Genomic DNA, 25,343 nt, shown 5'->3' with positions numbered 1-25,343 from the left:
GCTTTGGGAGGACAGCCGGATATTGTCATCATCGGATCGGGTATCGGCGGCGCGAGCATAGCCGCTGGTCTTGCCGCGTCAGGTGCCGACATTCTTATTCTTGAGGCAGGAGAGCACTTGCCGGACAGGCCGGAAAACCGCGACCCGCGCGCCATTTTCCAGCGGGGATTCTTTCGCCCGAAAGAGTTCTGGTACGAGACGGATGGCACGCCGTTTAATCCCGGCAATTATTATAATGTTGGCGGCAATTCCAAGTTCTTTGGCGCGGTGCTGATCCGCTATCGCCGCGAGGATTTTGCCGAGATGGCGCATCTGGAAGGCGTGTCTCCGGCATGGCCCTTTGCCTATGAGGAGCTGGAGCCGTGGTATAGCCGTGCCGAACAGCTGTTTCAGGTGCGGGGCGAACTGGGCGATGATCCGACCGAACCGGAACATTCAAAGTCCTATCCCTATCCGGCGATCCGTGACGAACGACCAATGGCCGATGTTCGTGCGCGGTTGAAGAAAGCGGGGCTTCACCCGGCTTCCCTGCCGCTTGGCGTTGATATCGACCGCTGGTTGGCAAAGGCTAAAACGCCATGGGATGCATTTCCCAACAGCGATGACGGCAAGATGGATGCGGAATCCTGTCCGCTTGCGGCTGCTCTCAAACATCCGAATGTACGGCTGGAAACTTCTGCGCGGGTGACGCGGTTGGAAACCGGGCCGGATGGCAAGGCGATCACCGCAGTTCATTATGTGAAGAATGGCGAGACGCTGGTGCTGCGCCCCAAGCTCGTTATTCTATCCGCTGGCGCAGTTCAGTCGGCAGCGCTCCTGCTGCGTTCAGGACTGGCGAACCGTTCCGATCAGGTCGGCCGCAATTTCATGAACCACAATTCCAGCGCGGTGATTGCTTTCGACCCGCGCTATCGCAACGATTCCATCCACCAGAAGACTTTCGGTTTCAATGATTATTATCTGTCGGATGGAGCAGGCGGACCGCCGCTTGGCAATGTGCAACTGCTTGGCCGCGTGTCGGGCGAAATCCTGAAAGCCAATATGCCCCGCGTGCCGGAATGGCTGCTGAACCGCATTGCACGTCATACGATCGATTTTTACGCGATGAGCGAAGATTTGCCATCGCCGGAAAGCCGCGTGACGGTGGATGGCGACCGCATCATTCTGCATTGGGTGCGTTCCAACTGGAAGGCGCATCTGATGCTGGTCGATAAGCTCAAATCAGCACTCAGACAGGCAGGTTTCCCGGTGGTGCTGTCGCGGGCTTTCGACCGGCGCACGCCATCACATCAATGCGGCACGGTGCGCATTGGCAACGATCCGGCGACGGCGCCGCTTGATCCATATTGCCGCGCTTATGACCATCCCAATCTCTATGTGGTCGATGCGTCGTTTCTGCCGACATCGGCGGCGGTCAATCCGGCGCTGACCATTGCCGCGCAAGCCTTGCGCGTGGCGGATCATTTGAACCGGGAGGTGCTGGCATGAACCATCAACGACCTGTTGCAGTGGTGACTGGTGGGCGGCGCGGGATCGGGCTTGGCATAGCGCGTGCTTTGGCCGCCAAAGGGTTTGATCTGGCGATTACCGACCGCGAGCGTGATGAGCCCGTCATCCATGAATTGCGCGCACTTGGCGGAAAGGTGGCTTTCTTTGAAAGCGATCTGGCTGCGGTTGGAATGCATGCGACAACGGTCGCCGCAGTGCTGAACGAGTTTGGCGGCATCGATTGTCTGGTCAACAATGCGGGCATGGGTTCGGTCGAGCGCGGCGATTTCCTTGGGTTGAAGCCGGAAAACTTCGACACGATCATGGATGTGAACCTGCGCGGCACGGTGTTTTTCACGCAGGCCGTGGTGAAGGCGATGCTGGCCGCAACCGAAGTGCGTTTTCCACGCAGCATCGTGACGATCAGCTCGGTTTCCTCCGTGATGACTTCGCCCGAACGGCTTGATTACTGCATCAGCAAAGCCGGACTGACCGCCTTTGTGCAGGGGCTTGCGTTGCGTCTGGCCGAAGCGCGGATCGGCGTGTTCGAGGTGCGCCCCGGCATCATCCGCACCGATATGACGGCCAAAGTCACCGAGCGCTATGACGGGCTGATTGAGGCTGGTCTGGTGCCGATGAAACGCTGGGGCGAGGCGGGTGATGTCGGCGCGATTGTGGCCGGGCTTGCCGGTGGCGATTTCATTTTTGCGACAGGTTCGGCGATTAATGCCGATGGCGGCCTGTCGATAGCAAAGCTTTAGGAACGGCGTGATGGATTACGATTATATCATCGTGGGTGGCGGGCCTGCCGGTTGTGTTCTTGCCAATCGTCTGAGCGAAGATGCTTCGATAAAAGTGCTGCTGCTTGAGGCTGGTGGAAGCGACTGGAATCCGCTGTTTCACATGCCCGCCGGTTTTGCAAAGATGACCAAAGGTGTGGCGAGCTGGGGGTGGGAAACCGTTCCGCAGAAGCATCTCAAAAACCGTGTGTTGCGCTATACGCAGGCGAAAGTCATCGGTGGTGGCTCCAGCATCAATGCGCAGATTTATACGCGCGGCAATGCCGCCGATTATGATCTCTGGGCTGGCGAAGACGGTTGCACCGGCTGGGATTATCGCCATGTGCTGCCCTATTTCAAACGCGCCGAAGACAATCAGCGCTTCAACGATGATTTTCATTCCTATGGCGGGCCGCTTGGCGTTTCGATGCCATCCGCACCACTGCCGATCTGCGACGCCTATATCCGCGCGGGTCAAGAACTCGGCATTCCATACAATCCGGATTTCAATGGTCGCGAGCAGGCAGGCGTGGGCTTTTATCAGCTCACCCAGCGCAATCGCCGCCGTTCCTCCGCGTCGCTTGCCTACCTTACGCCGATCAGGGATCGCAGGAATCTGACTGTGCGGATGAATGCGCCGGTGCGCACTATCGAGCTGGAAAAGACCCGCGTAACCGGCGTTACGCTGATGAGCGGCGAGGGCTTGCGCGCAAGCCGCGAGGTGATTGTTTCATCCGGCGCTATCGGCTCACCGAAACTCCTGCTGCAATCGGGCATCGGTCCTGCCGATCATCTCAAAAAACTCGGTGTCAGTGTGAAACACGATCTGCCGGGTGTGGGCGAGAATATGCAGGATCATCTCGACCTGTTTGTCATTGCCGAATGCACGGGCGATCACACCTATGATGGCGTGGCAAAGCTGCACCGCACGCTGGGAGCGGGGCTGCAATATATTCTGCTGCGCTCTGGCCCGGTGGCATCGAGCCTCTTTGAAACCGGCGGTTTCTGGTATGCCGATCCGGACGCCCGCTCGCCGGATATCCAGTTCCATCTGGGGCTTGGTTCGGGCATCGAGGCGGGTGTTGAGAAGCTCAAAAATGCAGGCGTAACGCTCAACTCCGCCTATCTGCATCCGCGCTCGCGTGGAACGGTGCGGCTGGCGTCCAATGATCCGGCATCAGCACCGCTGATCGATCCCAATTACTGGAGCGATCCACATGATCGCAAAATGTCGCTTGAAGGTCTGAAGATCGCGCGCGAAATCATGAGCCAGAATGCATTGAAACCCTATGTCATGGCCGAGCGCCTGCCGGGGCCGAAGGTCGTCAGCGACGATGACCTGTTCGATTATGCCTGTGCCAATGCCAAGACCGACCACCACCCTGTTGGCACCTGCAAGATGGGAACCGATGCGATGGCTGTTGTCGATCTTGATCTGAAAGTGCGAGGGCTGGAAGGTCTGCGGGTTTGCGACAGCTCGATCATGCCGCGGGTTCCTTCCTGCAACACCAATGCGCCGACCATCATGATCGGCGAAAAGGGTGCGGATATTATTCGCGGTCTCGATCCGCTGCCGCCTGTCGTGTTTTCCTGGGAGAAAAACGAACAAAAACGGCGCGCAAGGATTTAGTCGGCTTCCACAACCGGTTCGAAACGAAGATAGCCAGCGATACCGGAACCTTTGTAGTTCGGATTGTCGGATGGATGGTTCACGCCGTCATTGACCGGAATAACCTTGAAATCGAAGGGGGAAATACCTTCGAGGCAGGCAGCATTTACACCAAACTGGTGTGGGCTGGAGCGGCGCTGGTGGAAGGTGTAAATCCCGCATTTCGAGCAGAAATAGTGCTTAGCCGCGCCGGTATTGAATTGATACAGCGTCAGCGCATCTTCACCTTCGAGGATTTCCACGCCATCGAGATCGGCGGAAACAGCGACGGCCCCGCGCATCCGGCAATAGGAGCAGGTGCAGCGCCGCGCCGTGTTAAGGCCATCGGAAAGTTTGACGCGAAAGCGCACCGTTCCGCAGTGGCAGGTGCCGTTGGCGACTTGAATATCGGGGTTCATGCTGATCTCCTCTTTCGGGAAAACTGATATTTCCATTTTCACAGCTTTACCATTCCCCAAACTCGATTAAATTCACTTCGACATGTTGGGGAGGGAATTTTATGAGTGGGTTTGCGATTGTCACAGGCGGAAGCACCGGCATCGGTCGACATCTGGTTTCGGCATTTGCGGAAGCCGGATATGCGGTCGCTTTCAGTTTCAGAGGCGACGACGAAGCCGCAAATACACTCATGGAAGAAGTGGAAGCTGCGGGTGGTCAGGCGCTGGGGATCGAATGCGATGTCGGTTCCGGAGCCGAGGTCGAAGAGTTCTTCGATGAGGTCTGCAGCTGGTATGGTGATGCACCCGATGTGCTCGTCAACAATGCAGGCATCCAGACATGGGCGCCTTTACTGGAGCTTTCCGAGGAAGGCTGGGACGATGTGATCCGCACCAATATGAAAGGCTGCTTTCTCAACACGAAGGCTGCTGCCAAGCGGATGGTCGATGTCGGCAAGGGTGGTGCAATTATCAATATTGGCTCGGGCTGCAATAAGCTCGCATTCCCGAAGCTCGTTTCCTATACCGCGTCCAAGGGCGGGATTGAGCAGTTCACCAAAGTGTCTGCAGTGGAGCTTGGACCCCATGCCATCCGCGTCAATTGCGTGGCTCCCGGTGCGATTTACAATGAACGCACGGCTCAGGAACAGCCTGATTATGCAGAAACATGGGGTCGGATTACGCCACTGCGACGGGTCGGCACAGTAGAAGATCTTTCCGGTCCGGTGCTGTTTCTGGCGTCCGATGCTGCGCGGTTTGTTTCAGGCCAGACACTCTGGGTCGATGGCGGCCTGTTTTCACAGGCCAACTGGCCTTATGAAGGGTGAGGGATTGCTAGTATTCTGTAATTTTCGCACCAATTGGGCGTTCCTCAATCATATCTACCACCGGCTTTATTGATGGGCAGAAATGCTAGTGTTTTAGCTTGTATAATTACTTGATACTCAATTCATACTACCAATGAATTGCGCTTTTCATATCCTTTGTGTTGGTTACGGTTTACTGGCCTTCATTGGAAGGTAAACAATATGGGAGTAATACAATGCAAATTGACCTTAAAGATCAAGTATCAATAGAAGTGCTGACGAAGGGGCTTCTATCACGCTGACGCGACCAGAGTGCACGGATAGCCAATCCACTCTAGGTATAATGATAAAAATGGTTCGGGCAACAAGCCTGTTTAAAAGTTTCTTTACAGGGGCGATTGTTATCGCCCCTTTCGCCTTTAATGGGAGAAGATATATTGATGAATGCCGTTCAATCTCAAGCTCCAATTTTTTCGATCGGTGTCGAGAATGCCCGCGATTTTGCCTGCAAAAATTTACGGATCGATGACGCTCCCCTCCCGCTAGCCCATATGCGAGACAGATTGGTAATGGGCAGGTTGACCGAACAAGCTTCTCTCTTGTTTGCCGATCTAATTCCCAAAATCCGGCATCAGCTTGATCATCCGTTGGTCGGGATCGTTGCTATTGACGTACCGCAAGTGTCTAAAGATGCCACCGTCGATGCAATCGTAGGTTCCTTGATTGCAGTATCACTTACACAAGCAATTATGCCGAGCTTGCCCGATCGTGAGAACGAAACGCCGTTTTCAATTTTTACTGCGTCAAAAGATAATAGTAAGAAGCTGGATCGCGTAGGTATACGCGGCCTCTCTCCTACTGATGTTCTGGATTTTCATTCTGATGGGTCGATTGTCGATGGTAAACTGTCAGTTCCAGACTACATTTCCATTTTTAACGTGTTTATCAATTACCACGATAGAGGCAACTTCTATTGGGTTCCGACGAGCACAATTTCAAGCTTTTCTCATATCGTCGAAAAGGTAGGATTGTCGCAGGAATACTGTTTCAGCCTCACTCCTGCTGTTTATGATAACGGCCAATCTGATGTTAAGGTTGTAGATAGGCGCGCAAGGGCGGCAATTTTTACCCGTGCTCTAGAGGGGTCAATTACCACTTTTATGAATGGTACTTTTGAAGGTCGGGCCGATACTACCATCGATCAAGCAGAAGACATCACCGCTGAAATCAAGACAGCTATTTCGACCAATCCGATTCGTTATTCAATTCCGCAGGAAAGCCGGAGGCTTATCCTTCTCAATAATGCGAACGGGTTTCATGCTCGCGATATTTTTGAAAACCCTATGGAAGAATATCCCGTTACCCGAACATATCTGCGAAGCGCTTCCATTGCTGGTAAAGTTGTCGGTCAGATAGTTGAGGACTGATTTTGCTTCAAAGAGTTTTTAAGTATTTTGAACAGTTAGTTGATTTTCACTATCATGGTCTGCGGGCGCATCAGTCGCGTACTGTGCTCGCACTTTTCTTTGTTCTCATAAAACCGTTTCGGTGGCTGATTGTGGCATCTGCGCTGTCTGGTGCTGCCCTTACGGCGATTGACCTGCTTAGAATGTGGGCTGTGGCGTATATCGTTGATATGGTCGCGCATTCGCCCGAACTCAATTTAACTTTTGCAACGTTCACCTTTTTTGGCTCGTTGATTGTCGCTTATGCGGTAGCTGATCCTGCATTCTGGCTCATCAATTACATGCTTCGAATGCAGGCGCTTCGATCACAGACAAAATCATCAGCCCTTTGGCAGTCGCACAAGGCTGCTTCTCAACACGATATGGAATATTTCCATTCGCACCACACAGGCCAGATTTCCGGGCGCATAGGGCAACTCTCGAATGCAGTGCAATCGGGTATAGAAATTCTAGCTGGTCGTTTCCCACTCGGTTTTGTGCGTTTTGCAGGCTCTGCCGTTCTTATTGCCTATCTTGCCCCTCTATTTGTCGTTCCAGTGTTGATTTGGATTTTACTAAATGGATTGTTAGCGATCTATCTTGTGCCAAAGTTCAATGCTCAAGCTGAAAAAATTTCTGAGACGTCCAGCATTGTAAATGGCGCTATTACAGAATATTTTTCAAATATTCGTGCGATAAAAACCTTATTTGCTTACGATGCAGAGAACAGTTTTGTTCTTTCAAAAATCGATAAGCAACACGAAACAAACCTCGATATCAACCGTTTAACAACGATTGCTGGACTGTTCATTCGTGTGCTGAACACAGGTCTGGTTTCCAGTATTCTCACATTGGGCTTATACGGATTAGCACAGGGATTGATATCGCCTGGTGAGTTTGTTGCAGGAATTACCCTAGCCGGGGGCATGGCTGCGGATGCTGGTTGGTTTGTAGGGGTGTGGGAAGGGCTAACTCAGACATTCGGCACGATCAGAGATGCGCGTTCAACTGTTACGGCAAGACCAATCGTTAAAGACGGCAGCGAGCGCCTACGGGTATCCAATCCACTGCACATTTCATTGCATAACGTCAGTTTTTCTTACGGATTACGGCAAACTTTGAGGAATATCTCGTTCGAGATAGAGGCAGGCCAGAAGGTTGGTATTGTTGGGCCCTCTGGAGCGGGTAAATCTACGCTTATCGATCTAATGCTGAGATTATACGATGTTGATGCAGGACAGATTGCGCTTGATGGGCAGGATATTCGCTCTGTAAAGATTTCCGAGTTACGGGGTGTGTTTTCGGTTGTTGCGCAAAGCGACATGCTGTTTCATCGTTCGATAAAGGAGAACATCGCGTTTGGCGCGGAAACCTCCAACAATGCAGTAATAAAACATGCAGCCGAGTTAGCAGATGCATCTTCGTTTATTGAAGAACTTGCCCCGGACGGGAGGGGCTTTGACGTAGTAGTTGGAGAGAGGGGGGCGAGACTTTCCGGTGGTCAACAACAACGCATTTTACTCGCACGCGCCTTCCTACAAAATCGGCCCGTTCTTATTCTTGACGAAGCCACCTCCGCTCTCGATACCAATAGTGAAAGCTTGATTAAGAATGCAATTGCATCGCTTGACGCAGATACAACTGTTATCGCAGTTGCACATCGCCTTTCCACCGTTAGAGACTTTGATAAAATCATAGTTCTAGACAACGGTGCTGTCGTGGCAATGGGACCACATGACAATCTCATTCAATTCTGTGAGCTTTATCGTGAGTTGTGGATTAAGCAGGCTGGCCTGACGGCGATGTAGAATACGCTGTAGCGAGGTCGGAGACCGTAGGAAACGCGACGGGTTGGTATAATTGAAAAACACCAAAATCAGTGACTTTCACCTGATTGATACCAACTTAAACTCTTTAATGAACTAAAGGGATTAAATGGTGATCCCGACTGGATTCGAACCAGTGGCCTCAAGATTAGGAATCTTGCGCTCTATCCTACTGAGCTACAGGACCAGTCATCAAAAACGCCTGGATTTAATGGCTAGAGCGACCTTTGTGCGTCCGAAAGGACGCTCGGCGCTCTAATGAGCCAGAGCATTTTCCGACACATACTGTTTTTCATGGCTTTCGCCAACCCCGCAAAAAGCGGGGCAGGCGCATTTCTTCTTCTGAAACGAATTTAAGCGGCCAGCGCGGTTTCAACCACCGACACAAAATAGCTCACGCCATAGGGAATGGCTTCGTCGTTGAAGTCATAGGCGGGATGATGCAGGCCCGGCGTGTCACCATTGCCGAGGAAGATGTAAGCGCCCGGACGTGCTTCCAGCATATAAGAGAAGTCTTCAGCGGCCATCATCGGGGCCACATCGGTCTTCACCTTGCCTTCGCCCGCCACATTCTTTGCAACACGAGCCGCAAAGTCGGTCTGGTCGTCATGATTATAGGTGACAGGATAGTTGTTCTTGTAGCGCACGGTGATTTCAGCACCTGTAAGCATGGCGATACCTGCCGCTGCTTCGCGAATACGCCGTTCAGCATAGGCACGGGTTTCTTTGCTCAGTGTGCGTACGGTGCCAGATAATTTCGCCGTTTCCGGAATGACATTATATGCTTCGCCCGCATGGAACTTCGTGATGGAAATGACGAGTGAATCCAGCGGATCGATATTGCGTGCGACAATGCCCTGAATGGCAAGATGCAGCTGTGAGCCGGCAAGGATTGGATCAATCGTGCGGTGCGGTTGTGCTGCATGACCACCGCGCCCCTTGATGGAAAGGTCGAACTCGTCGGTTGCCGCCATGATCGGGCCTTTGCACATGGCGAACTGGCCGACGGCAAGGCTTGGCAGATTGTGCACGCCATAGACTTCCGCAATACCGAAACGATCCATCACGCCGTCCTGAACCATGGCGAGCGCGCCTGCACCGCCTTCTTCAGCTGGCTGGAAAAGCAATACGGCAGAGCCACGAAAATTACGGGTTTCTGTCAGATATTGTGCGGCACCCAGCAGCATGGATGTGTGGCCATCATGACCGCAGGAGTGCGCTTTTCCCGGGTTTTTCGATGCCCATTCGACACCGCTGGTTTCCGTTATGGGCAGGGCATCCATGTCAGCACGAAGACCGATAGACGGACCATCGCCATGCCGTCCCTTGATGACCGCGACAACGCCACTACGGCCGACACCGGTTTCAACGAGATCGCAGCCGAAGGATTTCAGCTTTTCTTCGACAAAGCGCGCCGTCTCGTGAACGTCATAAAGAAGTTCGGGATTCTGGTGCAGATGACGACGCCATGCGGCGATCTCCGCTTGAGTCTCGACGGCACGATTGAGCACTGGCATTTCGGAAATATCCTGAGATTCTTATGATGCAGAAGTTGCGAGAATATGACGTTTCGGTGAAAGCGGGCAATCCCTATTTGCCTTTTCCTTGCCACATGGCATAGATAAGAGCAGTGCAAATTCTCCTTTTTGACTGGTGTATTCGCAAGCCGTTGCGGCTTTTGGAGGTCGATGCAACAGGAAGCGGAACCGATAACCCGCAGGCATTGCGGCTCTCGTTGATTGGAACTACGAAATGATTTCGAAACCGTTGAAAATCTGGTTTGCAACTGCGGCAATTTCTGGCCTTGCCCTGGCTGGTGCTTTGTCCGCTGCTACCGCCAACCCATCGATTGCGGTGGATGTTGCAAGTGGCAAGGTTTATTCTGCGCAGGATCCTTTTCAGCGCTGGTATCCGGCTTCGCTCACCAAGATGATGACGGCTTATGTCACTTTCCGTGCTCTTCAGGCAGGACAGATGACGCTTGAATCCCCTGTAAAAATGACGGTTAACGCCTCGAAAGAACCGCCGAGCAAGATGGGCTATCGTCCTGGCTCCGTGTTGACGCTTGACAATGCACTCAAGATCATGCTCGTGAAATCGGCCAATGACGTTTCGGTTGCCGTTGCGGAAGCCATTGGCGGTACGGAATCGGCTTTCGTACAGCGCATGAATGCGGAAGCCCAGCGCATCGGCATGAGCGGATCGCATTTTGCCAATCCAAATGGTCTGCATGATCCGAACAATTATTCGACCGCGCACGATCTGGCTGTTCTTGGCGTGCAGCTGCGTCGCGAGTTTCCGCAATATGCGCATTATTTCAATACAGAAGCTATTGATGCAGGCGACGGCAAGAAGCCACAGGCCAATTACAATATTCTGCTTGGCCGCTTCGATGGTGCCGATGGCATGAAGACCGGTTTTGTCTGTGCATCAGGCTTCAATCTGGCCAGCTCTGCAACCCGTCAGGGCCGCACCATTCTCGCAGTTGTGCTGGGTGCTGATCGTCAGGAAACCCGCGCTGTGCAGGCAGCACAGCTGATGACCGATGCATTCCGCAGCAATGGTGCCGGTGTGCCGACGCTTGGTGGAATGGTGCCGCCAGCAAGCAGCTCCGTCTATCAGGCCGTGGATATGCGCAAGACCATTTGCAACCAGCAGGCCATGGCTGATCGCTGGGACGGTCGCGATGTCGAAGGGCGTTTGCAGCTTAATTCGCCTTATATTCATGCGATGACCCGTGAACCGGTGCCGGTTCAGGTCGGACTTGTCTCAGCGCCGCCTGCAAAGGTAACAAAAGTCGGGCAGCTCGATATTTCGCAGATTCCTGTGCCGATGCCACGCCCGCAGCGTGCTGCGGCCTCAATCAACTAAGAATAGAGCCATGCCGCATCCAATTCCTGTTTCCGTGCTGACCGGCTTTCTTGGCTCGGGCAAGACAACGCTGCTCAATCGCCTGCTGAAAGACCCTGCACTCACGGATACTGCCGTCATCATCAATGAATTTGGTGAGGTCAGTATCGATCATCTGCTGGTCGAAGAAGCAAGCGAAGGCGTGATAGAGCTCGCTGATGGCTGCCTGTGCTGCACGGTGCGTGGCGAATTGGTGGATACACTGGCCGATCTGATCGACCGTCTGCAGACCGGGCGTATCAAGGCATTGAAGCGAATCATCATCGAGACGACCGGCCTTGCCGATCCGGCTCCGGTGCTGCATTCGATCATGGGACATCCGGTGCTGATGCAGGCTTTACGCCTTGATGGCGTGCTTGCGACCGTTGATGCCGTCAATGGCATGGCAACGCTCGACAACCATGAGGAAGCGGTCAAACAGGCTGCGATGGCCGACCGCATCATCATCACAAAAGCAGATATGCCAGAAGCGCAGGCCGGTCTGGCAGCCCTGAAAGCAAGGCTGCAACTGCTCAATCCGGGTGCGGATATACTGGAAGCTTCCGATACGCGCACGGGATATGCGGCTCTTTTTGAATGCGGGTTGTATAATCCCGAAACCAAGACGGCTGATGTGCAGCGCTGGCTGAAGGCGGAAGCTTACGAGGATGATCATCACCACGATCATGCTCATCATCACGACCACGATCATGTGTGCGGGCCGGATTGCAATCATGATCACGGTCATGCCCACAATCATGGGCATCACCATCATCATGACGACGCTATTCGTTCCTTCTCGCTGCGGCACAAGGAACCGATCCCGTTTTCGACCTTTGAGATGTTTCTCGATCTGCTGCGTTCGACCCATGGTGAAAAGTTGTTGCGCGTGAAGGGAATTGTGCAGATTGCTGAAGATCCTGATCGTCCGCTGGTCATCCATGGTGTGCAGAAAATCTTCCATCCACCGGCACGCCTGCCGAAATGGCCCAAGGATGAGCACGAGACGCTTCTGGTGATGATCGTGAAGGATTTGCCGGAAACCTACGTGCGCGAGCTTTTCGATGCGTTTATGGGCAAGGCAGGGATTGATCGTCCCGATCGCGCGGCCATGATGGATAACCCGCTGGCTATTCCCGGATTTTCCACCCGATAAATAGTTGCGCTGATAATTATTTCTTCTGAATGAGAAAACGATGCAGGTTTTCGTCACGTTCCTGCGCGAGCAGAGCGTGGCCTTCCTGCGTGCAGAAATGCGGAAGATCGATACCGGATAGCGGGTCAGTCGCTTCCACCCAGAGACGTGCGCCGCTCGGCATGTTTTGAAGGCGATTGCGCGTCTTTAAAACAGGAAGAGGGCATTTAAGCCCTCTCAGATCATAGACGGGAACGTCTTTATCCATCTGCTATCAATTACCGCCCAGTTTCCACCATGGCTTTTTCTTTTCAGGCGCAGGTGCCGCGACATTATCTGCAACTGTGCTTGCAGTGGTCATTGGCGAAACAGCTGTCGGGTTTTCCTGCGGAACAGGAACAGCCGCGGTCTGAGCCGGAGGAGTTGCAGCAGGCGCCGATGCTGCAGGAGCCGCGAGCGCTGGTGTTGCGGCAATTGCTGTCGGCTGTGCCGAGATTGGGGTTGCTGCAGGCGCAATATCCGGTGCATTCGGCGTTTCAGCCGAAGTTGGCGAAAGCGACGGCGGTTCGCGCGTTACTTTTTCGCCGCGTGCACGAGCGGCACTCCAGGCGGAAACGAGCTTTGCTTCGGTAATGCCCTGAATGGACGGTGCCGGCTTCTTCTGTGCTGCGCTGAAAGCAGACTGGAAGGTCTTTTCATACGACGTGGTATAAGCCATCGATTCCGCATTGGCCGAAGGCGGGCAGGCGTCGTTTGCTGAAAGTGGCTGGCCGTCTGGTGTCGGTACGTTGAAGACATAACGCTTTTCGCAGACGTCAACTTTTGGCGGTACTTTGGTCACTTCAAAAGAATCATAGCCCTGCTTGAGCATTTTCCAGAAGCTGTAATTCGGATCGCTCTTATAGCGCGCCATGTTGGCAGCGGTCATGCGAAACGGAAATGCCTGAATCTGGAAATCACGCTGGCCACCCTTGAAGGCATCGCGACCAAAGGCATAAATCTCGCTGACGCTCTCATCGGTCATCGAATAGCAGCCCGACGACGAGCAGGCACCGTGCACCATCAGATTCTGGCCGGTGCGGTTGTGGGCGCGGTCATAGGCATTCGGGAAGCCCATGTTGAATGCAAGGTGATATTGTGAGTTCGGATTCATCTGAGCTGGGCGGACGTTATAGAAGCCCTCCGGTGCCTGACGATCACCTTCAATGAATTTGGGACCGAGCTTGCCCGACCATTTGCAGATCTCATAAGATGCAATTTGATCGTATTTGCCGTTATTCTTCTGTTTCCAGACTTCGAGGACGCCTTCTTCCTTGAAAATACGCACCATGACCGGCGAAGTGCGGGTCATGCCCTTCGTCTTCATTTTGGCAACGATTTTCTCGGAAAGTGGTTTTTCAGCCCGCAGGCTGAGATCGGAAACGGATGAACCCTGACAGCCCGCAAGCAGAGCGGATGCCATAAGTGTTCCAAGAAGTGCGGTTCTGATCTTCATATCGCATCGAGCCTGTTAGAGCTGCGCCTTCTGACGCATTTGAGCAAATCTGACTTTTTCGGTGCCGGGATATTAACAACTAAACCTTTCGGTATCGTTGATAAACCGTTGCTCAATTACCTAAAAAACACAGTGACCGCAATATGGCGGAAATGACGACATGATGCAAATCCGGCGCAGTTTGAGCTGCGCCGGCATGGCTTTTTGAATTTTATAGTAAATTAAAGGTTACGACCGATGTCGAGGAACTTCTGACGACGTTCCTGCTTGAGTGTCTCGCCGTCGATATCCTTCATTGAGCGTAGCGAGGCGGTAATGATGTCGCCTGCAGCTGCAATGGTGGATTCCTTGCCGCGATGTGCACCGCCAAGCGGTTCCGGGATGATGCCGTCGATGACCTTGAGGTCGAACAGATCCTGCGCGGTGATGCGCATGTTGGAGGCAGCATCCTTTGCACGGGTCGAATCGTGCCAGAGGATCGAAGCCGCACCTTCCGGCGAAATCACCGAATAGATCGAATGTTCGAGCATATAGACGCGGTTTGCGACAGCAATCGCGATTGCACCGCCCGAACCGCCTTCACCGATGATGATCGAGATAACAGGCACGCGCAGCTTGAGACATTCTGCCGTTGAGCGCGCAATGGCTTCTGCCTGACCGCGTTCTTCTGCACTGACGCCCGGATAAGCACCTGCTGTATCAACGAAGGTGATCAGCGGCAGTTGGAAACGGTCGGCCATTTCCATAATGCGGACGGCCTTGCGGTAGCCTTCAGGACGAGCCGAGCCGAAATTGTGCCTGAGACGCGTCTTGGTGTCCGAGCCTTTTTCCTGACCGAGAATGGCAACGGGCTGGCCATTGAAGCGGGCAAAGCCGCCCTGAATGGCTTCGTCATTGGCAAACTGGCGGTCGCCGGCCAAAGGCGTGAACTCGGTGAACAGTGTGCTGATATATTCAAGGCAGTGCGGACGATCCGGATGGCGGGCGATCTGTGCCTTCTGCCATGGGGTCAGCTTGCGATAGATATCCTTGAGCGCATCGGCCGATCGTTTCTCGAGACGGCTGATCTCGTCGCTCATCTCGACGCTGCCCTGTTCCTGTGCGAGCTTTTTCAGCTCAAGGATCTGGCCTTCGAGGTCTGCGACGGGTTTTTCAAAATCGAGATAGTTGTACATCGGGCCTGACTATTGTGCGTTTCCAGAGATGTTGGCCATAGAACAAGCCCAATAGAGGCTGTTTTACGACGCCTTACATATTTACTTCGCGCGCATCTTGCAAATTTTTCTGAAATTCTCTTACCCGCCGCGCGCTTAATCGGCAAGCGGATGATGTTCACTTACCAGCTTATGCAGTCTTTCTTCCAGAACATGTGTGTAGATTTGGGTCGTTGAAATATCCGCATGTCCAAGCAATTGCTGCACTGTTCTGAGGTCAGCACCGTTTTGTAAAAGGTGGCTGGCGAAGGCATGACGCAGCACATGTGGCGAGATGGAAGCGCTCGAAAGCCCGGCGCGGGCAGCAAGACTTTTGAGTTCACGCGCGAAAACCTGGCGCGCCAGATGGCCGCTTTCAGAAAAAGCCGGAAAGAGCCAGGGGTTATCGTCGTAGCCCGGCAGGGAATCGCGCAGCGACAGAAAGCGCTGCAATGCCTCGCGCGCCTTTTGTGACAGGGGCACCATGCGATCCTTGGAGCCTTTGCCGCGCACGATCAGAAAGCGATGGTCTGTGCGGGCGACACTTGCGGGAAGACCCACAAGCTCCGAAACACGCAATCCCGTCGCGTAAAGCGTTTCAAGCAGCGCGTGAAGGCGAAGCGCTTTGATGCGGTCTGCAGGCTCAAGTGCTTCTTTCGCCTCAAGATCGGCGCGATCAAGAAGGCGCCCGACATTTTCGACGCTCATGATTTTCGGAAGAGGTTTCTGCTTTTTGGGGGCATCGATGACACCGGTGGGATCATCCTGCCTGAAACCTTCCGAATAAAGAAAGCGAAAGAACTGTCTGATTGCGGACAGGCGGCGTGCCTGTGATGTCGCAGCAAAGCCTTCATTGGCCATGCCATCGATTACATGGCGTATATCGTCTGTTTTTGCTTCAGCAAGATTGATGCCGCGCGTGGTCATCACTTCGGCGCAGGCTTCCAGATCGCGTCGATAAGATTCAAGCGTGTTATGCGCGGCTCCGCGTTCGGCGCTCATCATTTCGAGAAAATTCTCAATCGCCAAAGATGCCCGCATGTCTACTCCTGCTTATCCGTCGTATCGGAACCATTGGTCTGGCCGTCTGTGACGGTTTCTGCCGGGGCCAATGCTGGTGCTGGTGCTGGCGGTGGGGCCACGACTGTCTGTTTCAGTTTTGATGCGGGGATTTCGACGGTGATCTCATGGGTAACCGGCTTCACGAAATTGGCGAGCGAGAACATTGCGCCGTAGACAATGGCAGCGATCACAGCAAGCAGGACAAGAATGCGCGTCAGCGTGGGCATGGTGCGTTTATGCTGTGCTATTGAGACGAAAGCAAGGACAGCCAAAGCATGCGCATAAAAAGCCCCATTTGGTGCAGTTCAGGCGATGAAAGCGGATGAAAGCGATTGACGCCGCGCGGTTTTTCATGTGGAACCGGAAGAAATGGATGAGGTTTATGAGCAGTACAACAAAACAGACAAATCTTAACGAGAAGGCGGATGCTGTCCGTCAGCTTCTTGGTGCGAAAGTGGTTGTTCTTGTTGGGCTGATGGGCGCAGGCAAGTCGACCGTGGGTCGCAAGGTGGCGACGATGCTCGGTCTGCCTTTCCGCGATGCCGATAACGAGATTGAGTCCGCCGCCCGCATGACGGTTCCTGAACTGTTCGAAGCCTATGGCGAAGCCGAGTTTCGTGATCTGGAGCGCCGGGTTATCCTGCGGCTTCTTGAAGATGGCCCCATGGTTCTGGCAACCGGTGGCGGCGCTTATATGAATGCTGAAACTCGTGAAGCAATTGCCGCAAATGGTGTTTCGGTTTGGCTCAATGCCGAACTGGATGTGCTGATGGATCGTGTGTCTCGCCGTCAGAATCGCCCGCTTCTCAGGAATGATGATCCGCGTGGTGTGATGCAGCGGCTGATGAATGAACGCTATCCGGTTTATGCGCTTGCTGACCTGCATGTGATGACACGTGACGACAAGAAAGAAGTGATCGCCGGAGAACTGATCGACGTTCTGACCGAGCATCTGGATAAGAAATAGGCCCCTGATCCTGAGTTGGGCCTGAATTGAGCCTGAGTTTAGACTGCTTTGGAGTGCATTATGACCGCTGCCGATACTGTTACGGTTCCCGTCTCGCTGGGCGACCGATCCTATGAGATCCTGATCGGCAAGGGGCTTATTGCGCGGGCAGGTGAAGAGATTGGCAAGCGCCTCAAGGGCAGGCGTGTTGCTGTCGTTACCGACGAGAATGTGGCGGATGCACATCTCAAGAATCTGGAAACAGCGCTTTTCCTGCAAGGTTTTGATGTGACGAGCATCGTCGTCAAACCTGGAGAAAAGTCTAAATCCTTTCCGGTGCTTGAGACCGTCACAAATGCAGTGCTGGAAGCCCGACTGGAGCGCGGCGATGCGCTGATTGCTTTCGGGGGAGGGGTCGTGGGTGATCTTTCCGGCTTCGTCGCTGGCATTGTGCGTCGCGGCATGAATTTCGTGCAGATGCCGACCTCGTTGCTCGCGCAGGTGGATTCGTCCGTTGGCGGCAAGACCGGTATCAACACGCAATATGGCAAGAATCTTGTTGGTGTTTTCTATCAGCCGCAGCTGGTGCTGGCGGATACGGATGTGCTCGACACATTAAGCGCGCGTGAATTCCGTGCGGGCTATGCGGAAGTTGCCAAATATGGCCTGATCGACCGTCCGGATTTCTTCGCCTGGCTCGAAAAAAACTGGAAAGAGGTTTTTGCGGGAGGCGCCGCACGTACCGAGGCTATTGCTGAATCATGCCGCTCGAAGGCAGCTGTTGTTGCACGCGATGAGCATGAAAATGGTGATCGTGCGCTGCTCAATCTTGGCCATACATTCGGTCATGCGCTTGAAACCGCCACAGGCTACGATTCAAGCCGTCTGGTGCATGGCGAGGGCGTTGCCATTGGCATGGCGCTTGCGCATCGTTTTTCGGTGAAGATGAACCTGTGCGGTGTTGAGGATGCTGAACGCGTCGAGGCGCATCTGCAGGCCGTCGGCTTGCCGATCTCGCTCAAAGATGTTCCGGGTGGTTTGCCGGACGCTGAAAAGCTGATGGACTATATTGCTCAGGACAAGAAAGTCTCCCGCGGTGCGCTGACCTTCATTCTGACGCGCGGTATCGGCCAGTCCTTCATTGCCAAGGATGTGCCGCCTGCGGCAGTATTGGAGTTCCTGAAGGAGCGCCTCTCCGTCTGAATCTGAAAGGAATACGAGAATGGGTTTCGAGCTATGGGTAATGTGCGGCATCATCCTGCTCTGCATCGTTCTCTCTGCCTTTTTTTCCGGTGCTGAAACGGCGCTGACGGCCGCTTCCCGCGCCCGCATGCTCACCTATGAGCATAATGGCGATCAGCGTGCCTCGGTCGTGCAGCATTTGATCGGCAAGCGGGACCGCCTGATCGGTGTGCTTCTGATCGGCAATAACCTTGCCAATATTCTCGCATCCTCAATCGCAGCCAGCATTTTTCTCACCCTGTTCGGCGATGCGGGCGTTGCCTATTCGACATTGGCGATGACGGTCATTCTGGTCATCTTTGCCGAAGTGCTGCCCAAGTCGTGGGCCATTTCCAGTCCCGACCGGTTTTCACTCAACGTTGCACGCCCGGTTTCAGCGGTGGTGACAGTGCTGGGTCCGGTTTCGGGCCTGGTAAACTGGATTGTGCGCGTGATCCTGCGGCTTTTCGGCATTAATTTGGCCGCTGGCCGCTCGATGCTCTCAGCACAGGAAGAATTGCGTGGCGCGGTTGAAGTGCTGCATCGTGACAAATCGCTAATCAAGGAAGACCGTGACCAGCTGGGCGGTTTGCTTGATCTGAAAGAACTGGAAGTCAGCGATGTCATGGTGCATCGCACATCCATGGGGACCATCAATGCCGATGCGCCTGCCGAGCAGGTGGTGCGCGAAATTCTGGCGAGCCCGCACACACGAATGCCGGTCTGGCGCGATGAGATCGATAATATTATCGGCATCATCCACACCAAGGATCTGCTGCGCACGCTTTACGACGTTGATAATGATTTTACGCGCATCGATATCATGAAGGTGGCACGCAAGCCCTGGTTTGTGCCCGATACCACAACACTTCAGGATCAGCTCGACGCTTTCCTCCGCCGCAAGGCGCATATTGCTATCGTCGTTGATGAATATGGCGATGTGCAGGGGCTGGTGACGCTCGAAGATATTCTCGAGGAGATTGTCGGCGATATTTCCGATGAACACGATCTCGACATGCAGGGCGTGAGACTGCAACCGGATGGTTCGGTTCTTGTCGACGGTTCGCTGCCGATCCGTGATCTCAATCGTGCGCTGGGCTGGAACCTTCCCGATGAGGAAGCAACGACAATTGCCGGTCTTGTCATTCATGAAACCCAGACGATACCGGAAGTGAAGCAGGCCTTCACTTTCCATGGAAAGCGCTTTTCCGTGTTGAAGAAGGAAAAGAACCGCCTGACCCGACTGCGCATTGTGCCGCTCGATGCCGACGGAAAGCCCATTTCAGGTGTTATCGCCGCAAAGGCCTCAAACTGATGGCTGTGCCTGCAACCAAGCAGGAACTCCTTGCAGCGATCGAAACGAACTATACCCGACTGGTACTTGATCTTGCACGCGTGACGCCTGAGCAGGTCATGGAAAACACCATGGAAGGCCATGCGAAAGGCTCGATGATGAGCGTGCATAATCTCGTCTCCTATCTGGTCGGATGGAACGAGCTGGTTCTGAAATGGTGCGCGCTCAGCGATGAGGGGCGGCCGGTCGATTTTCCGGAGACAGGATTCAGATGGAATGAACTCGGCAAGCTGGCATCCAGGTTTTACCAGGATTATCAGGGTTTGCCGCTTGCGGAGCTTCTGCTGCGTTTTGAGGCTGCGAAAAATGCGCTGGTCGAACTGATTGAGGCACGCAGCGATGCGGAGCTTTATGGCGTTGCATGGTATGAGAAATACACGCTTGGGCGCATGATCCAGTTCAACACGTCATCGCCTTACGCCAATGCGCGCGGGCGTCTGCGCAAATGGCTTAAAGCGCAGGGCTTAGAGCGCATCCCGAAAAGTGTGAAACGGTTTTCGGACAAAGATGCGCGTTAAAACAAATATTTAGAGCGCCGATCTGATCCAATCAGATCGGCGCTCTAAAGCATGTCGCCCAAAAGTGGGAACCGGTTTTGGGATAAAGACATGCTTGAAAACAATGACTTAAAGCGTGTCACATGGATATGATAAAATGCGACACGCTCTAGAACGAAAATGGGCGCTGTAGCGACAGCGCCCATCGTAGCATTCTCGGGATATCGGAAGACCTACCGATACATCAGTGCATCATATCCGGCGAGGATCGAGCAGTTGCGGCAGCGTAGCTGGCCTGCATCGTTGAGCGTTTCGCCCTGCATGGTCCAGACAGCGCCCATATCCAGTGTTGCACGCTTGCCGCACTGACAACAGCAGGCAAAACTATTCTGTTTGGCTATCGACATTGCTGATACCGTATTCATCGGTTTCTCCTTTCGGAGTCAGCCCTCAGAGATTCTATGATAATTTCAGTCTTCTTGTAAGCTTGGCTCAATCGCTTGCAGCTTTGGGAGGTTTGCGCCGAAGCTATCGCGCCGGTTGACGGGCTCACTCTCTCGTTGCCAGTCAACCTTAACAGCCTGAGACAATCCCAAAACCCCAATAATAGGGATCAGGCGTAAAAAGATCAGCGCCGGGTTGGTTCGCCGGGGGCGGAAGGTTCGAGTGCCAGTGCATGAACGCCGCTATTGAGCTCTTCTTTGAGAAGCTCGTTGATAGCGCGATGGCGGGCAATGCGACTCAGCCCTTCGAACTTGCCCGATACAATACGCACACGAAAATGTGTCTCGCCGGTGCCGTCGTAAACTTCATGATGACCACTATCTTCGTGGTGATGACCTGCATGAAGATGGCTTTCATTTATGATTTCAAGCCGTTCTGGCGTGAAAGCGGCTGTAAGCTTCGCTTCCATTGAAGATTGTTTGCTATTGTGAATGGACATTCGAGCCAGTTCTCCCCATATAGGTGCTGTGCTTCATATAGACGTCGCCTCGGCGGCAATTGGTGGGGCAAATCCGCACAGGAAATGCAGTCTGCATCAAAATTTCGCCCTGAAGAATGGCCAAAACCAGTCAGGACGAAATGTCAATTCTTGTTTAGTTCCTCTTAATTCGCATAATCCGATTCGATGACAACGAACTCAAAATTTTTCGACAGCATCCGCATCCGTCCCAAGAAGGAAGCGGAAAAGAAGTCCAGCGGTCCCTGCTGCCAGTGGGATGGTTGCGATAAGCCGGGCACACATCGTGCGCCGGTCGGGCGCATGCGCGAGGGCGAGTATCTTCACTTCTGTATCGACCATGTCCGGGAATATAATAAGACTTTCAATTATTTCTCGGGTTTGTCGGATAAAGATATCTCCAAGTTCCAGAAGGACGCCATCACTGGAAACCGTCCAACCTGGTCGACCGCATCCAATTCCACAGCCACAAAACACACCTCGCCGGATGTGGCGCAGAGGCGTTCGGGTTCGGCTGCCTATCAGAACCGTATGCGCGATCCTTTTGGCTTCGTGAAGGAAGCGAAAGCAGCACCTGCGGGTAAAACTGCGCTTCGCAAGCCACGGACGCTGGAAGTAAAAGCGCTCGCTACGCTTGGTCTTGAACCAAATTCGACTAGCGATAAGATTAAGGCGCGCTATAAAGAACTCGTGAAGCAACATCATCCCGATGCGAATGGTGGCGACCGCGGATCCGAAGAAAGATTTCGCGAGGTCATTCAAGCTTATCAATTGCTCAAGACGGCAGGTTTTTGCTAAAGCCTGTCTGGCTTTTGTAAGCTGAGCATCGGAGCAAGCGTTGCTTCGACGGACATTCATCTGCCGCGCAGTTGTGCGGACGCAAGTACGGATGCCCGCAATTGAACAGAAGGGGCGTCATCTGGCTCGCCGGAACCTGGCTCCCTGATCAAATTTGAATGTCGCGGCGGGACAGTCCTGCCGCTCTGGAGGCATGATGAACAAGGTTGAGCGGGATATAGCCAATTTGCCGGATACGACGGTTTCGGTACGCGAAGTGTTTGGAATTGATTCCGACATGCGCGTTCCAGCCTATGCGGCGGGCGATTCCTATGTGCCGGAAACGGATCCGGATTATATTTTCGACCGTCAGACGACGTTAGCCATTCTCGCAGGTTTTGCCTATAATCGCCGTGTGATGGTTTCCGGTTATCACGGAACGGGTAAATCGACCCATATCGAACAGGTTGCAGCCCGTCTCAACTGGCCTTGTGTCCGTATCAATCTCGACAGCCATGTCAGCCGTATTGATCTCGTCGGTAAGGATGCAATCGTCGTCAAGGACGGCATGCAGGTTACCGAATTCAAGGACGGCATTCTGCCTTGGGCCTATCAGCACAATGTTGCGCTGGTTTTCGACGAATATGATGCAGGTCGTCCGGACGTCATGTTCGTGATCCAGCGTGTTCTGGAAACGTCGGGCCGTCTTACGCTGCTCGATCAGAGCCGCGTGATCCGTCCGCATCCGGCGTTCCGCCTGTTTGCAACCGCCAACACGGTTGGTCTTGGCGATACGACTGGCCTTTATCACGGCACGCAGCAGATCAACCAGGCCCAGATGGACCGCTGGTCGATCGTGACCACGCTCAACTATCTGCCACACGACAACGAAGTAAACATCGTTCTCGCCAAGGCCAAGCATTACCAGAATGCGGAAGGCCGTGAGATCGTGAACAAGATGGTTCGCGTTGCCGACATGACCCGTCAGGCCTTCATCAACGGCGATCTGTCGACCGTGATGAGCCCGCGTACTGTCATTACCTGGTCTGAAAATGCCGCGATCTTCAACGATGTCGGCTTTGCATTCCGCCTGACCTTTCTCAACAAGTGCGATGAGCTGGAACGCCAGACAGTGGCTGAGTTCTATCAGCGTGCTTTCGGTGAGGAACTTCCAGAATCGGCTGCCAATATCGTTTTGGCATAAGGCTGGATGATGCCTGCCGCCCTGCTGCATAATTCCTTAAATTTGAGATCGTTTAAGGTTAAATTATGCAGCAGATATATTTGTTAGAGCGTCCTTTGTGCGCCTAATGAGGCGCACGGCACTCTAATGGGCGGCAGCACTTTATAAGAAGTCAGGATAGGCAGATGTCGGGCCAAATGTCAGGAATGGGCGATAATTCGCGTGAGCGTAAAAACGGACCGGTGGATTCCGAACCGTTCAAGCGGGCGATGACGGCAACAATGCGTGCCATTTCCGGTGAGAATGAGCTGGAAGTTGCTTTCAGCAATGATCGTCCGGCGCTGACCGCCAATCGTGCCCGCCTGCCTGACCTGCCAAAGCGCCCGACTGCCCATGATATTGCGGTTACGCGCGGCCTTGGCGATTCCATGGCGCTGCGTCAGGCGCGCCATAATGCCCGTATTCATGCAAGCCTTGCTCCGGAAGGCAAACAGGCGCGTGCGATCTACGATGCGGTCGAACAGGCCCGCGTTGAAGCCATCGGTGCTCGCGCCATGGCCGGTGTTGCAGACAACCTTGCGACCATGCTTGCGGATAAATATACCCGGGCCAATTTTGCTTCCGTTACCGACAAGGAAGATGCGCCGCTTGAAGAAGCCGTATCGCTTCTCTTGCGCGAAAAGCTGACCGGACGCGCAGCACCAGCTGAAGCTGGGCCGGTGCTTGATCTCTGGCGTGAATGGATTGAGCAGAAGGCTGGCGCAGAGCTTGCACGTCTTGGCGAAAACCTGGAAGATCAGCAGGCTTTTGCGCGCACAGTGCGCGATATGCTGGCCTCCATGGACATGGCCGAGGAGCTTTCGCAGGAAGAGCAAAGCGACGAACAGGATCAGGACGACGAACAGACGCCGGACTCGGATGAAAACGAGGATGGTGGCGAGGAAAGCCAGGAAGGCTCTGATTCAGCTGAAAGCGATGAATCGGACAGCTCGAGTGAAGAGGGCGAGCAGGGCGAAATGGATGCTGCCGATGCGGCCTCCGACGATATGGATGACAGCGAAGATGTCGACGCGGAAACGCCGGGCGATACACGCCGTCAGAACCAGCCTTTCGCCAATTTTTCCGAACATGTCGACTACAATGTCTTCACGCGCGAATTCGATGAAGAGGTTGAGGCGACCGATCTTTGCGATGAGGCCGAGCTTGATCGTCTGCGCGGATTCCTCGACAAGCAGCTTGCCAATCTGCAGGGCGTGGTCGGAAGACTTGCCAACCGTTTGCAGCGCCGCCTGATGGCGCAGCAGAACCGTTCGTGGGATTTCGATCTGGAAGAGGGCTATCTCGATTCGGCTCGTCTGGTGCGTATCGTAATCGATCCGACACAGCCGCTTTCCTATAAGCAGGAACGCGATACGAATTTCCGCGATACGGTTGTGACGCTGGTTCTCGACAATTCCGGCTCTATGCGCGGGCGCCCGATCACTGTTGCGGCCACCTGCGCCGACATTCTGGCCCGTACGCTGGAGCGTTGCGGTGTGAAGGTCGAGATTCTTGGCTTCACCACCAAGGCGTGGAAGGGTGGCCAATCGCGTGAGGCATGGCTCGGTCGTGGCAAGCCTTCCAATCCGGGTCGTCTCAATGATCTGCGCCACATCATCTACAAGAGTGCTGATGCGCCATGGCGGCGTGCACGGCGCAATCTTGGCCTGATGATGCGCGAAGGGCTGCTCAAGGAAAATATCGACGGTGAAGCACTGATCTGGGCGCATCAGCGGTTGTTGGCGCGTCCTGAGCAGCGCAAGATCCTGATGATGATTTCAGATGGCGCGCCGGTGGATGATTCGACGCTGTCGGTCAATCCGGGCAATTATCTGGAGCGTCACCTGCGCGCGGTGATCGAAGAGATCGAAAATCGCTCGCCGGTGGAGCTGATCGCCATTGGTATCGGCCATGACGTAACCCGCTATTATCAGCGTGCTGTAACCATTGTGGATGCGGAAGAGCTGGCCGGTGCAATGACTGAGCAGCTTGCCTCGCTCTTCGAGGAACAGGGCGCAGAGGCGTCTGGCAGAGGTCGCCGCCGCGCAGGCAGGCGATAATTACTCTGAAATCACTTTGTGATGCGAGGAAGAAAAAAGGGACCGTTGGGTCCCTTTTTTAGTGCATTTCCAGCAAAAGTG

The 25,343-nt window shown here is 54.0% G+C and carries 24 protein-coding genes and 1 tRNA gene; 15 read left to right on the top strand and 10 right to left on the bottom strand.

The features are described from left to right. Positions 1 to 3: 3 nt before the first annotated feature. From ACSME1_RS06470 to ACSME1_RS06460, 3 genes are read left to right on the top strand one after another with little or no spacing between them, the layout of a single operon-like run. A complete protein-coding gene (locus ACSME1_RS06470; protein WP_105705601.1) occupies positions 4 to 1,488 on the top strand; it encodes a GMC oxidoreductase in 1,485 nt (494 codons plus the stop codon). Beyond that, positions 1,485 to 2,249, top strand: a complete 765-nt coding sequence (locus ACSME1_RS06465; protein WP_105705603.1) for a 3-ketoacyl-ACP reductase — start codon at positions 1,485 to 1,487, stop codon at positions 2,247 to 2,249. The genes ACSME1_RS06470 and ACSME1_RS06465 overlap by 4 nt, the downstream gene beginning before the upstream one ends. A gap of 10 nt (positions 2,250 to 2,259) precedes the next feature. Next, positions 2,260 to 3,897, top strand: coding sequence for a GMC family oxidoreductase (locus ACSME1_RS06460; protein WP_105705604.1), 1,638 nt, complete (start codon positions 2,260 to 2,262; stop codon positions 3,895 to 3,897). On the opposite strand, the gene ACSME1_RS06455 is transcribed toward ACSME1_RS06460, so the two are convergent. Further along, a complete protein-coding gene (locus tag ACSME1_RS06455) occupies positions 3,894 to 4,334 on the bottom strand; it encodes a GFA family protein (RefSeq protein WP_105705605.1) in 441 nt (146 codons plus the stop codon). The genes ACSME1_RS06460 and ACSME1_RS06455 overlap by 4 nt on opposite strands. A 101-nt stretch (positions 4,335 to 4,435) precedes the next feature. Between ACSME1_RS06455 and ACSME1_RS06450 the strand changes: the two genes are divergently transcribed. The 3 genes from ACSME1_RS06450 (at position 4,436) to ACSME1_RS06440 (ending at position 8,432) form a co-directional block, all read left to right on the top strand. Then, positions 4,436 to 5,200 (top strand): SDR family NAD(P)-dependent oxidoreductase, encoded by a 765-nt coding sequence (locus ACSME1_RS06450; RefSeq protein ID WP_024898483.1) that lies wholly within the window; start codon positions 4,436 to 4,438, stop codon positions 5,198 to 5,200. 416 nt (positions 5,201 to 5,616) lie between these two features. Then, positions 5,617 to 6,606, top strand: a complete 990-nt coding sequence (locus ACSME1_RS06445; RefSeq protein ID WP_146111756.1) for a hypothetical protein — start codon at positions 5,617 to 5,619, stop codon at positions 6,604 to 6,606. Between the two features lie 2 nt (positions 6,607 to 6,608). Beyond that, positions 6,609 to 8,432 carry an ABC transporter ATP-binding protein gene (locus ACSME1_RS06440; RefSeq protein WP_105705607.1) on the top strand — a complete coding sequence of 608 codons (1,824 nt, stop codon included), beginning with the start codon at positions 6,609 to 6,611 and terminating at the stop codon, positions 8,430 to 8,432. A gap of 128 nt (positions 8,433 to 8,560) precedes the next feature. Here the strand turns inward: ACSME1_RS06440 and ACSME1_RS06435 are convergent. Beyond that, positions 8,561 to 8,637, bottom strand: a tRNA-Arg gene (locus ACSME1_RS06435). Between the two features lie 166 nt (positions 8,638 to 8,803). Beyond that, positions 8,804 to 9,967 (bottom strand): M20 aminoacylase family protein, encoded by a 1,164-nt coding sequence (locus ACSME1_RS06430; RefSeq protein WP_105705608.1) that lies wholly within the window; start codon positions 9,965 to 9,967, stop codon positions 8,804 to 8,806. Positions 9,968 to 10,202: 235 nt separating this feature from the next. Here ACSME1_RS06430 and ACSME1_RS06425 point away from each other — a divergent pair, with 235 nt between their 5' ends. Then, a complete protein-coding gene (locus ACSME1_RS06425; RefSeq protein WP_024898487.1) occupies positions 10,203 to 11,321 on the top strand; it encodes a D-alanyl-D-alanine carboxypeptidase family protein in 1,119 nt (372 codons plus the stop codon). A 10-nt stretch (positions 11,322 to 11,331) separates the two neighbouring features. Then, positions 11,332 to 12,495: a CobW family GTP-binding protein gene (locus ACSME1_RS06420; protein ID WP_024898488.1), complete on the top strand. Its 1,164-nt coding sequence runs from the start codon at positions 11,332 to 11,334 to the stop codon at positions 12,493 to 12,495. 16 nt (positions 12,496 to 12,511) lie between these two features. On the opposite strand, the gene ACSME1_RS06415 is transcribed toward ACSME1_RS06420, so the two are convergent. The 5 genes from ACSME1_RS06415 to ACSME1_RS06395 all read right to left on the bottom strand — a co-directional run bounded on the left by ACSME1_RS06415 (position 12,512) and on the right by ACSME1_RS06395 (position 16,451). Next, positions 12,512 to 12,742: a sulfurtransferase TusA family protein gene (locus ACSME1_RS06415; protein ID WP_024898489.1), complete on the bottom strand. Its 231-nt coding sequence runs from the start codon at positions 12,740 to 12,742 to the stop codon at positions 12,512 to 12,514. Positions 12,743 to 12,748: 6 nt separating this feature from the next. Next, on the bottom strand, positions 12,749 to 13,969 hold the full coding sequence (locus ACSME1_RS06410) for a L,D-transpeptidase family protein (RefSeq protein ID WP_024898490.1): 1,221 nt from the start codon (positions 13,967 to 13,969) through the stop codon (positions 12,749 to 12,751). Between the two features lie 221 nt (positions 13,970 to 14,190). Beyond that, a complete protein-coding gene (locus ACSME1_RS06405; RefSeq protein WP_024898491.1) occupies positions 14,191 to 15,144 on the bottom strand; it encodes an acetyl-CoA carboxylase carboxyltransferase subunit alpha in 954 nt (317 codons plus the stop codon). 135 nt (positions 15,145 to 15,279) lie between these two features. Beyond that, positions 15,280 to 16,203 (bottom strand): site-specific tyrosine recombinase XerD, encoded by a 924-nt coding sequence (gene xerD / locus ACSME1_RS06400; protein ID WP_024898492.1) that lies wholly within the window; start codon positions 16,201 to 16,203, stop codon positions 15,280 to 15,282. A gap of 2 nt (positions 16,204 to 16,205) precedes the next feature. Further along, entirely contained in the window at positions 16,206 to 16,451 is a 246-nt protein-coding gene (locus tag ACSME1_RS06395; RefSeq protein WP_024898493.1) for a hypothetical protein, read from the bottom strand. 155 nt (positions 16,452 to 16,606) lie between these two features. Between ACSME1_RS06395 and ACSME1_RS06390 the strand changes: the two genes are divergently transcribed. Genes ACSME1_RS06390 through ACSME1_RS06375 form a run of 4 tightly spaced genes read left to right on the top strand, consistent with a single transcriptional unit; the run spans position 16,607 to position 20,263 of the window. Beyond that, positions 16,607 to 17,191, top strand: a complete 585-nt coding sequence (locus tag ACSME1_RS06390; RefSeq protein ID WP_024898494.1) for a shikimate kinase — start codon at positions 16,607 to 16,609, stop codon at positions 17,189 to 17,191. Positions 17,192 to 17,251: 60 nt separating this feature from the next. Then, a complete protein-coding gene (aroB, locus tag ACSME1_RS06385; RefSeq protein WP_024898495.1) occupies positions 17,252 to 18,373 on the top strand; it encodes a 3-dehydroquinate synthase in 1,122 nt (373 codons plus the stop codon). 19 nt (positions 18,374 to 18,392) lie between these two features. Beyond that, positions 18,393 to 19,706, top strand: a complete 1,314-nt coding sequence (locus ACSME1_RS06380; protein ID WP_024898496.1) for an HlyC/CorC family transporter — start codon at positions 18,393 to 18,395, stop codon at positions 19,704 to 19,706. Continuing rightward, positions 19,706 to 20,263 (top strand): ClbS/DfsB family four-helix bundle protein, encoded by a 558-nt coding sequence (locus tag ACSME1_RS06375; RefSeq protein WP_024898497.1) that lies wholly within the window; start codon positions 19,706 to 19,708, stop codon positions 20,261 to 20,263. The genes ACSME1_RS06380 and ACSME1_RS06375 overlap by 1 nt, the downstream gene beginning before the upstream one ends. Positions 20,264 to 20,475: 212 nt before the next feature. Here ACSME1_RS06375 and ACSME1_RS06370 read toward each other — a convergent pair whose 3' ends face one another. Both ACSME1_RS06370 and ACSME1_RS06365 read right to left on the bottom strand, forming a co-directional pair. Then, positions 20,476 to 20,667 (bottom strand): hypothetical protein, encoded by a 192-nt coding sequence (locus ACSME1_RS06370; RefSeq protein ID WP_024898498.1) that lies wholly within the window; start codon positions 20,665 to 20,667, stop codon positions 20,476 to 20,478. A 203-nt stretch (positions 20,668 to 20,870) separates the two neighbouring features. Then, positions 20,871 to 21,185: a BolA family protein gene (locus ACSME1_RS06365; RefSeq protein ID WP_024898499.1), complete on the bottom strand. Its 315-nt coding sequence runs from the start codon at positions 21,183 to 21,185 to the stop codon at positions 20,871 to 20,873. A 186-nt stretch (positions 21,186 to 21,371) separates the two neighbouring features. Here ACSME1_RS06365 and ACSME1_RS06360 point away from each other — a divergent pair, with 186 nt between their 5' ends. From ACSME1_RS06360 to cobT, 3 genes are all read left to right on the top strand, one after another. Continuing rightward, entirely contained in the window at positions 21,372 to 22,001 is a 630-nt protein-coding gene (locus tag ACSME1_RS06360; protein ID WP_024898500.1) for a J domain-containing protein, read from the top strand. Between the two features lie 196 nt (positions 22,002 to 22,197). Next, positions 22,198 to 23,184, top strand: a complete 987-nt coding sequence (gene cobS, locus ACSME1_RS06355; RefSeq protein WP_024898501.1) for a cobaltochelatase subunit CobS — start codon at positions 22,198 to 22,200, stop codon at positions 23,182 to 23,184. 164 nt (positions 23,185 to 23,348) lie between these two features. Further along, a complete protein-coding gene (cobT, locus tag ACSME1_RS06350; protein ID WP_105705610.1) occupies positions 23,349 to 25,262 on the top strand; it encodes a cobaltochelatase subunit CobT in 1,914 nt (637 codons plus the stop codon). The last annotated feature ends 81 nt before the right edge of the window (positions 25,263 to 25,343 follow it).

The organism is Brucella pituitosa (assembly GCF_965577835.1).
GTDB lineage: Bacteria > Pseudomonadota > Alphaproteobacteria > Rhizobiales > Rhizobiaceae > Brucella > Brucella pituitosa.
This window is presented reverse-complemented; position numbering and strand designations above follow the sequence as displayed.

What these genes read in the sequence shown, in the direction of transcription:
- ACSME1_RS06465 (WP_105705603.1), top strand. Translation starts at nt 1,485, where the DNA reads ATGAACCATCAACGACCTGTTGCAGTGGTGACTGGTGGGCGGCGCGGG.
- ACSME1_RS06460 (WP_105705604.1), top strand. Translation starts at nt 2,260, where the DNA reads ATGGATTACGATTATATCATCGTGGGTGGCGGGCCTGCCGGTTGTGTT.
- ACSME1_RS06455 (WP_105705605.1), bottom strand. Translation starts at nt 4,334, where the DNA reads ATGAACCCCGATATTCAAGTCGCCAACGGCACCTGCCACTGCGGAACG.
- ACSME1_RS06450 (WP_024898483.1), top strand. Translation starts at nt 4,436, where the DNA reads ATGAGTGGGTTTGCGATTGTCACAGGCGGAAGCACCGGCATCGGTCGA.
- ACSME1_RS06430 (WP_105705608.1), bottom strand. Translation starts at nt 9,967, where the DNA reads ATGCCAGTGCTCAATCGTGCCGTCGAGACTCAAGCGGAGATCGCCGCA.
- ACSME1_RS06425 (WP_024898487.1), top strand. Translation starts at nt 10,203, where the DNA reads ATGATTTCGAAACCGTTGAAAATCTGGTTTGCAACTGCGGCAATTTCT.
- ACSME1_RS06420 (WP_024898488.1), top strand. Translation starts at nt 11,332, where the DNA reads ATGCCGCATCCAATTCCTGTTTCCGTGCTGACCGGCTTTCTTGGCTCG.
- ACSME1_RS06415 (WP_024898489.1), bottom strand. Translation starts at nt 12,742, where the DNA reads ATGGATAAAGACGTTCCCGTCTATGATCTGAGAGGGCTTAAATGCCCT.
- ACSME1_RS06410 (WP_024898490.1), bottom strand. Translation starts at nt 13,969, where the DNA reads ATGAAGATCAGAACCGCACTTCTTGGAACACTTATGGCATCCGCTCTG.
- ACSME1_RS06405 (WP_024898491.1), bottom strand. Translation starts at nt 15,144, where the DNA reads ATGTACAACTATCTCGATTTTGAAAAACCCGTCGCAGACCTCGAAGGC.
- xerD (WP_024898492.1), bottom strand. Translation starts at nt 16,203, where the DNA reads ATGCGGGCATCTTTGGCGATTGAGAATTTTCTCGAAATGATGAGCGCC.
- ACSME1_RS06395 (WP_024898493.1), bottom strand. Translation starts at nt 16,451, where the DNA reads ATGCCCACGCTGACGCGCATTCTTGTCCTGCTTGCTGTGATCGCTGCC.
- ACSME1_RS06390 (WP_024898494.1), top strand. Translation starts at nt 16,607, where the DNA reads ATGAGCAGTACAACAAAACAGACAAATCTTAACGAGAAGGCGGATGCT.
- aroB (WP_024898495.1), top strand. Translation starts at nt 17,252, where the DNA reads ATGACCGCTGCCGATACTGTTACGGTTCCCGTCTCGCTGGGCGACCGA.
- ACSME1_RS06380 (WP_024898496.1), top strand. Translation starts at nt 18,393, where the DNA reads ATGGGTTTCGAGCTATGGGTAATGTGCGGCATCATCCTGCTCTGCATC.
- ACSME1_RS06375 (WP_024898497.1), top strand. Translation starts at nt 19,706, where the DNA reads ATGGCTGTGCCTGCAACCAAGCAGGAACTCCTTGCAGCGATCGAAACG.
- ACSME1_RS06370 (WP_024898498.1), bottom strand. Translation starts at nt 20,667, where the DNA reads ATGAATACGGTATCAGCAATGTCGATAGCCAAACAGAATAGTTTTGCC.
- ACSME1_RS06365 (WP_024898499.1), bottom strand. Translation starts at nt 21,185, where the DNA reads ATGTCCATTCACAATAGCAAACAATCTTCAATGGAAGCGAAGCTTACA.
- ACSME1_RS06360 (WP_024898500.1), top strand. Translation starts at nt 21,372, where the DNA reads ATGACAACGAACTCAAAATTTTTCGACAGCATCCGCATCCGTCCCAAG.
- cobS (WP_024898501.1), top strand. Translation starts at nt 22,198, where the DNA reads ATGAACAAGGTTGAGCGGGATATAGCCAATTTGCCGGATACGACGGTT.
- cobT (WP_105705610.1), top strand. Translation starts at nt 23,349, where the DNA reads ATGTCGGGCCAAATGTCAGGAATGGGCGATAATTCGCGTGAGCGTAAA.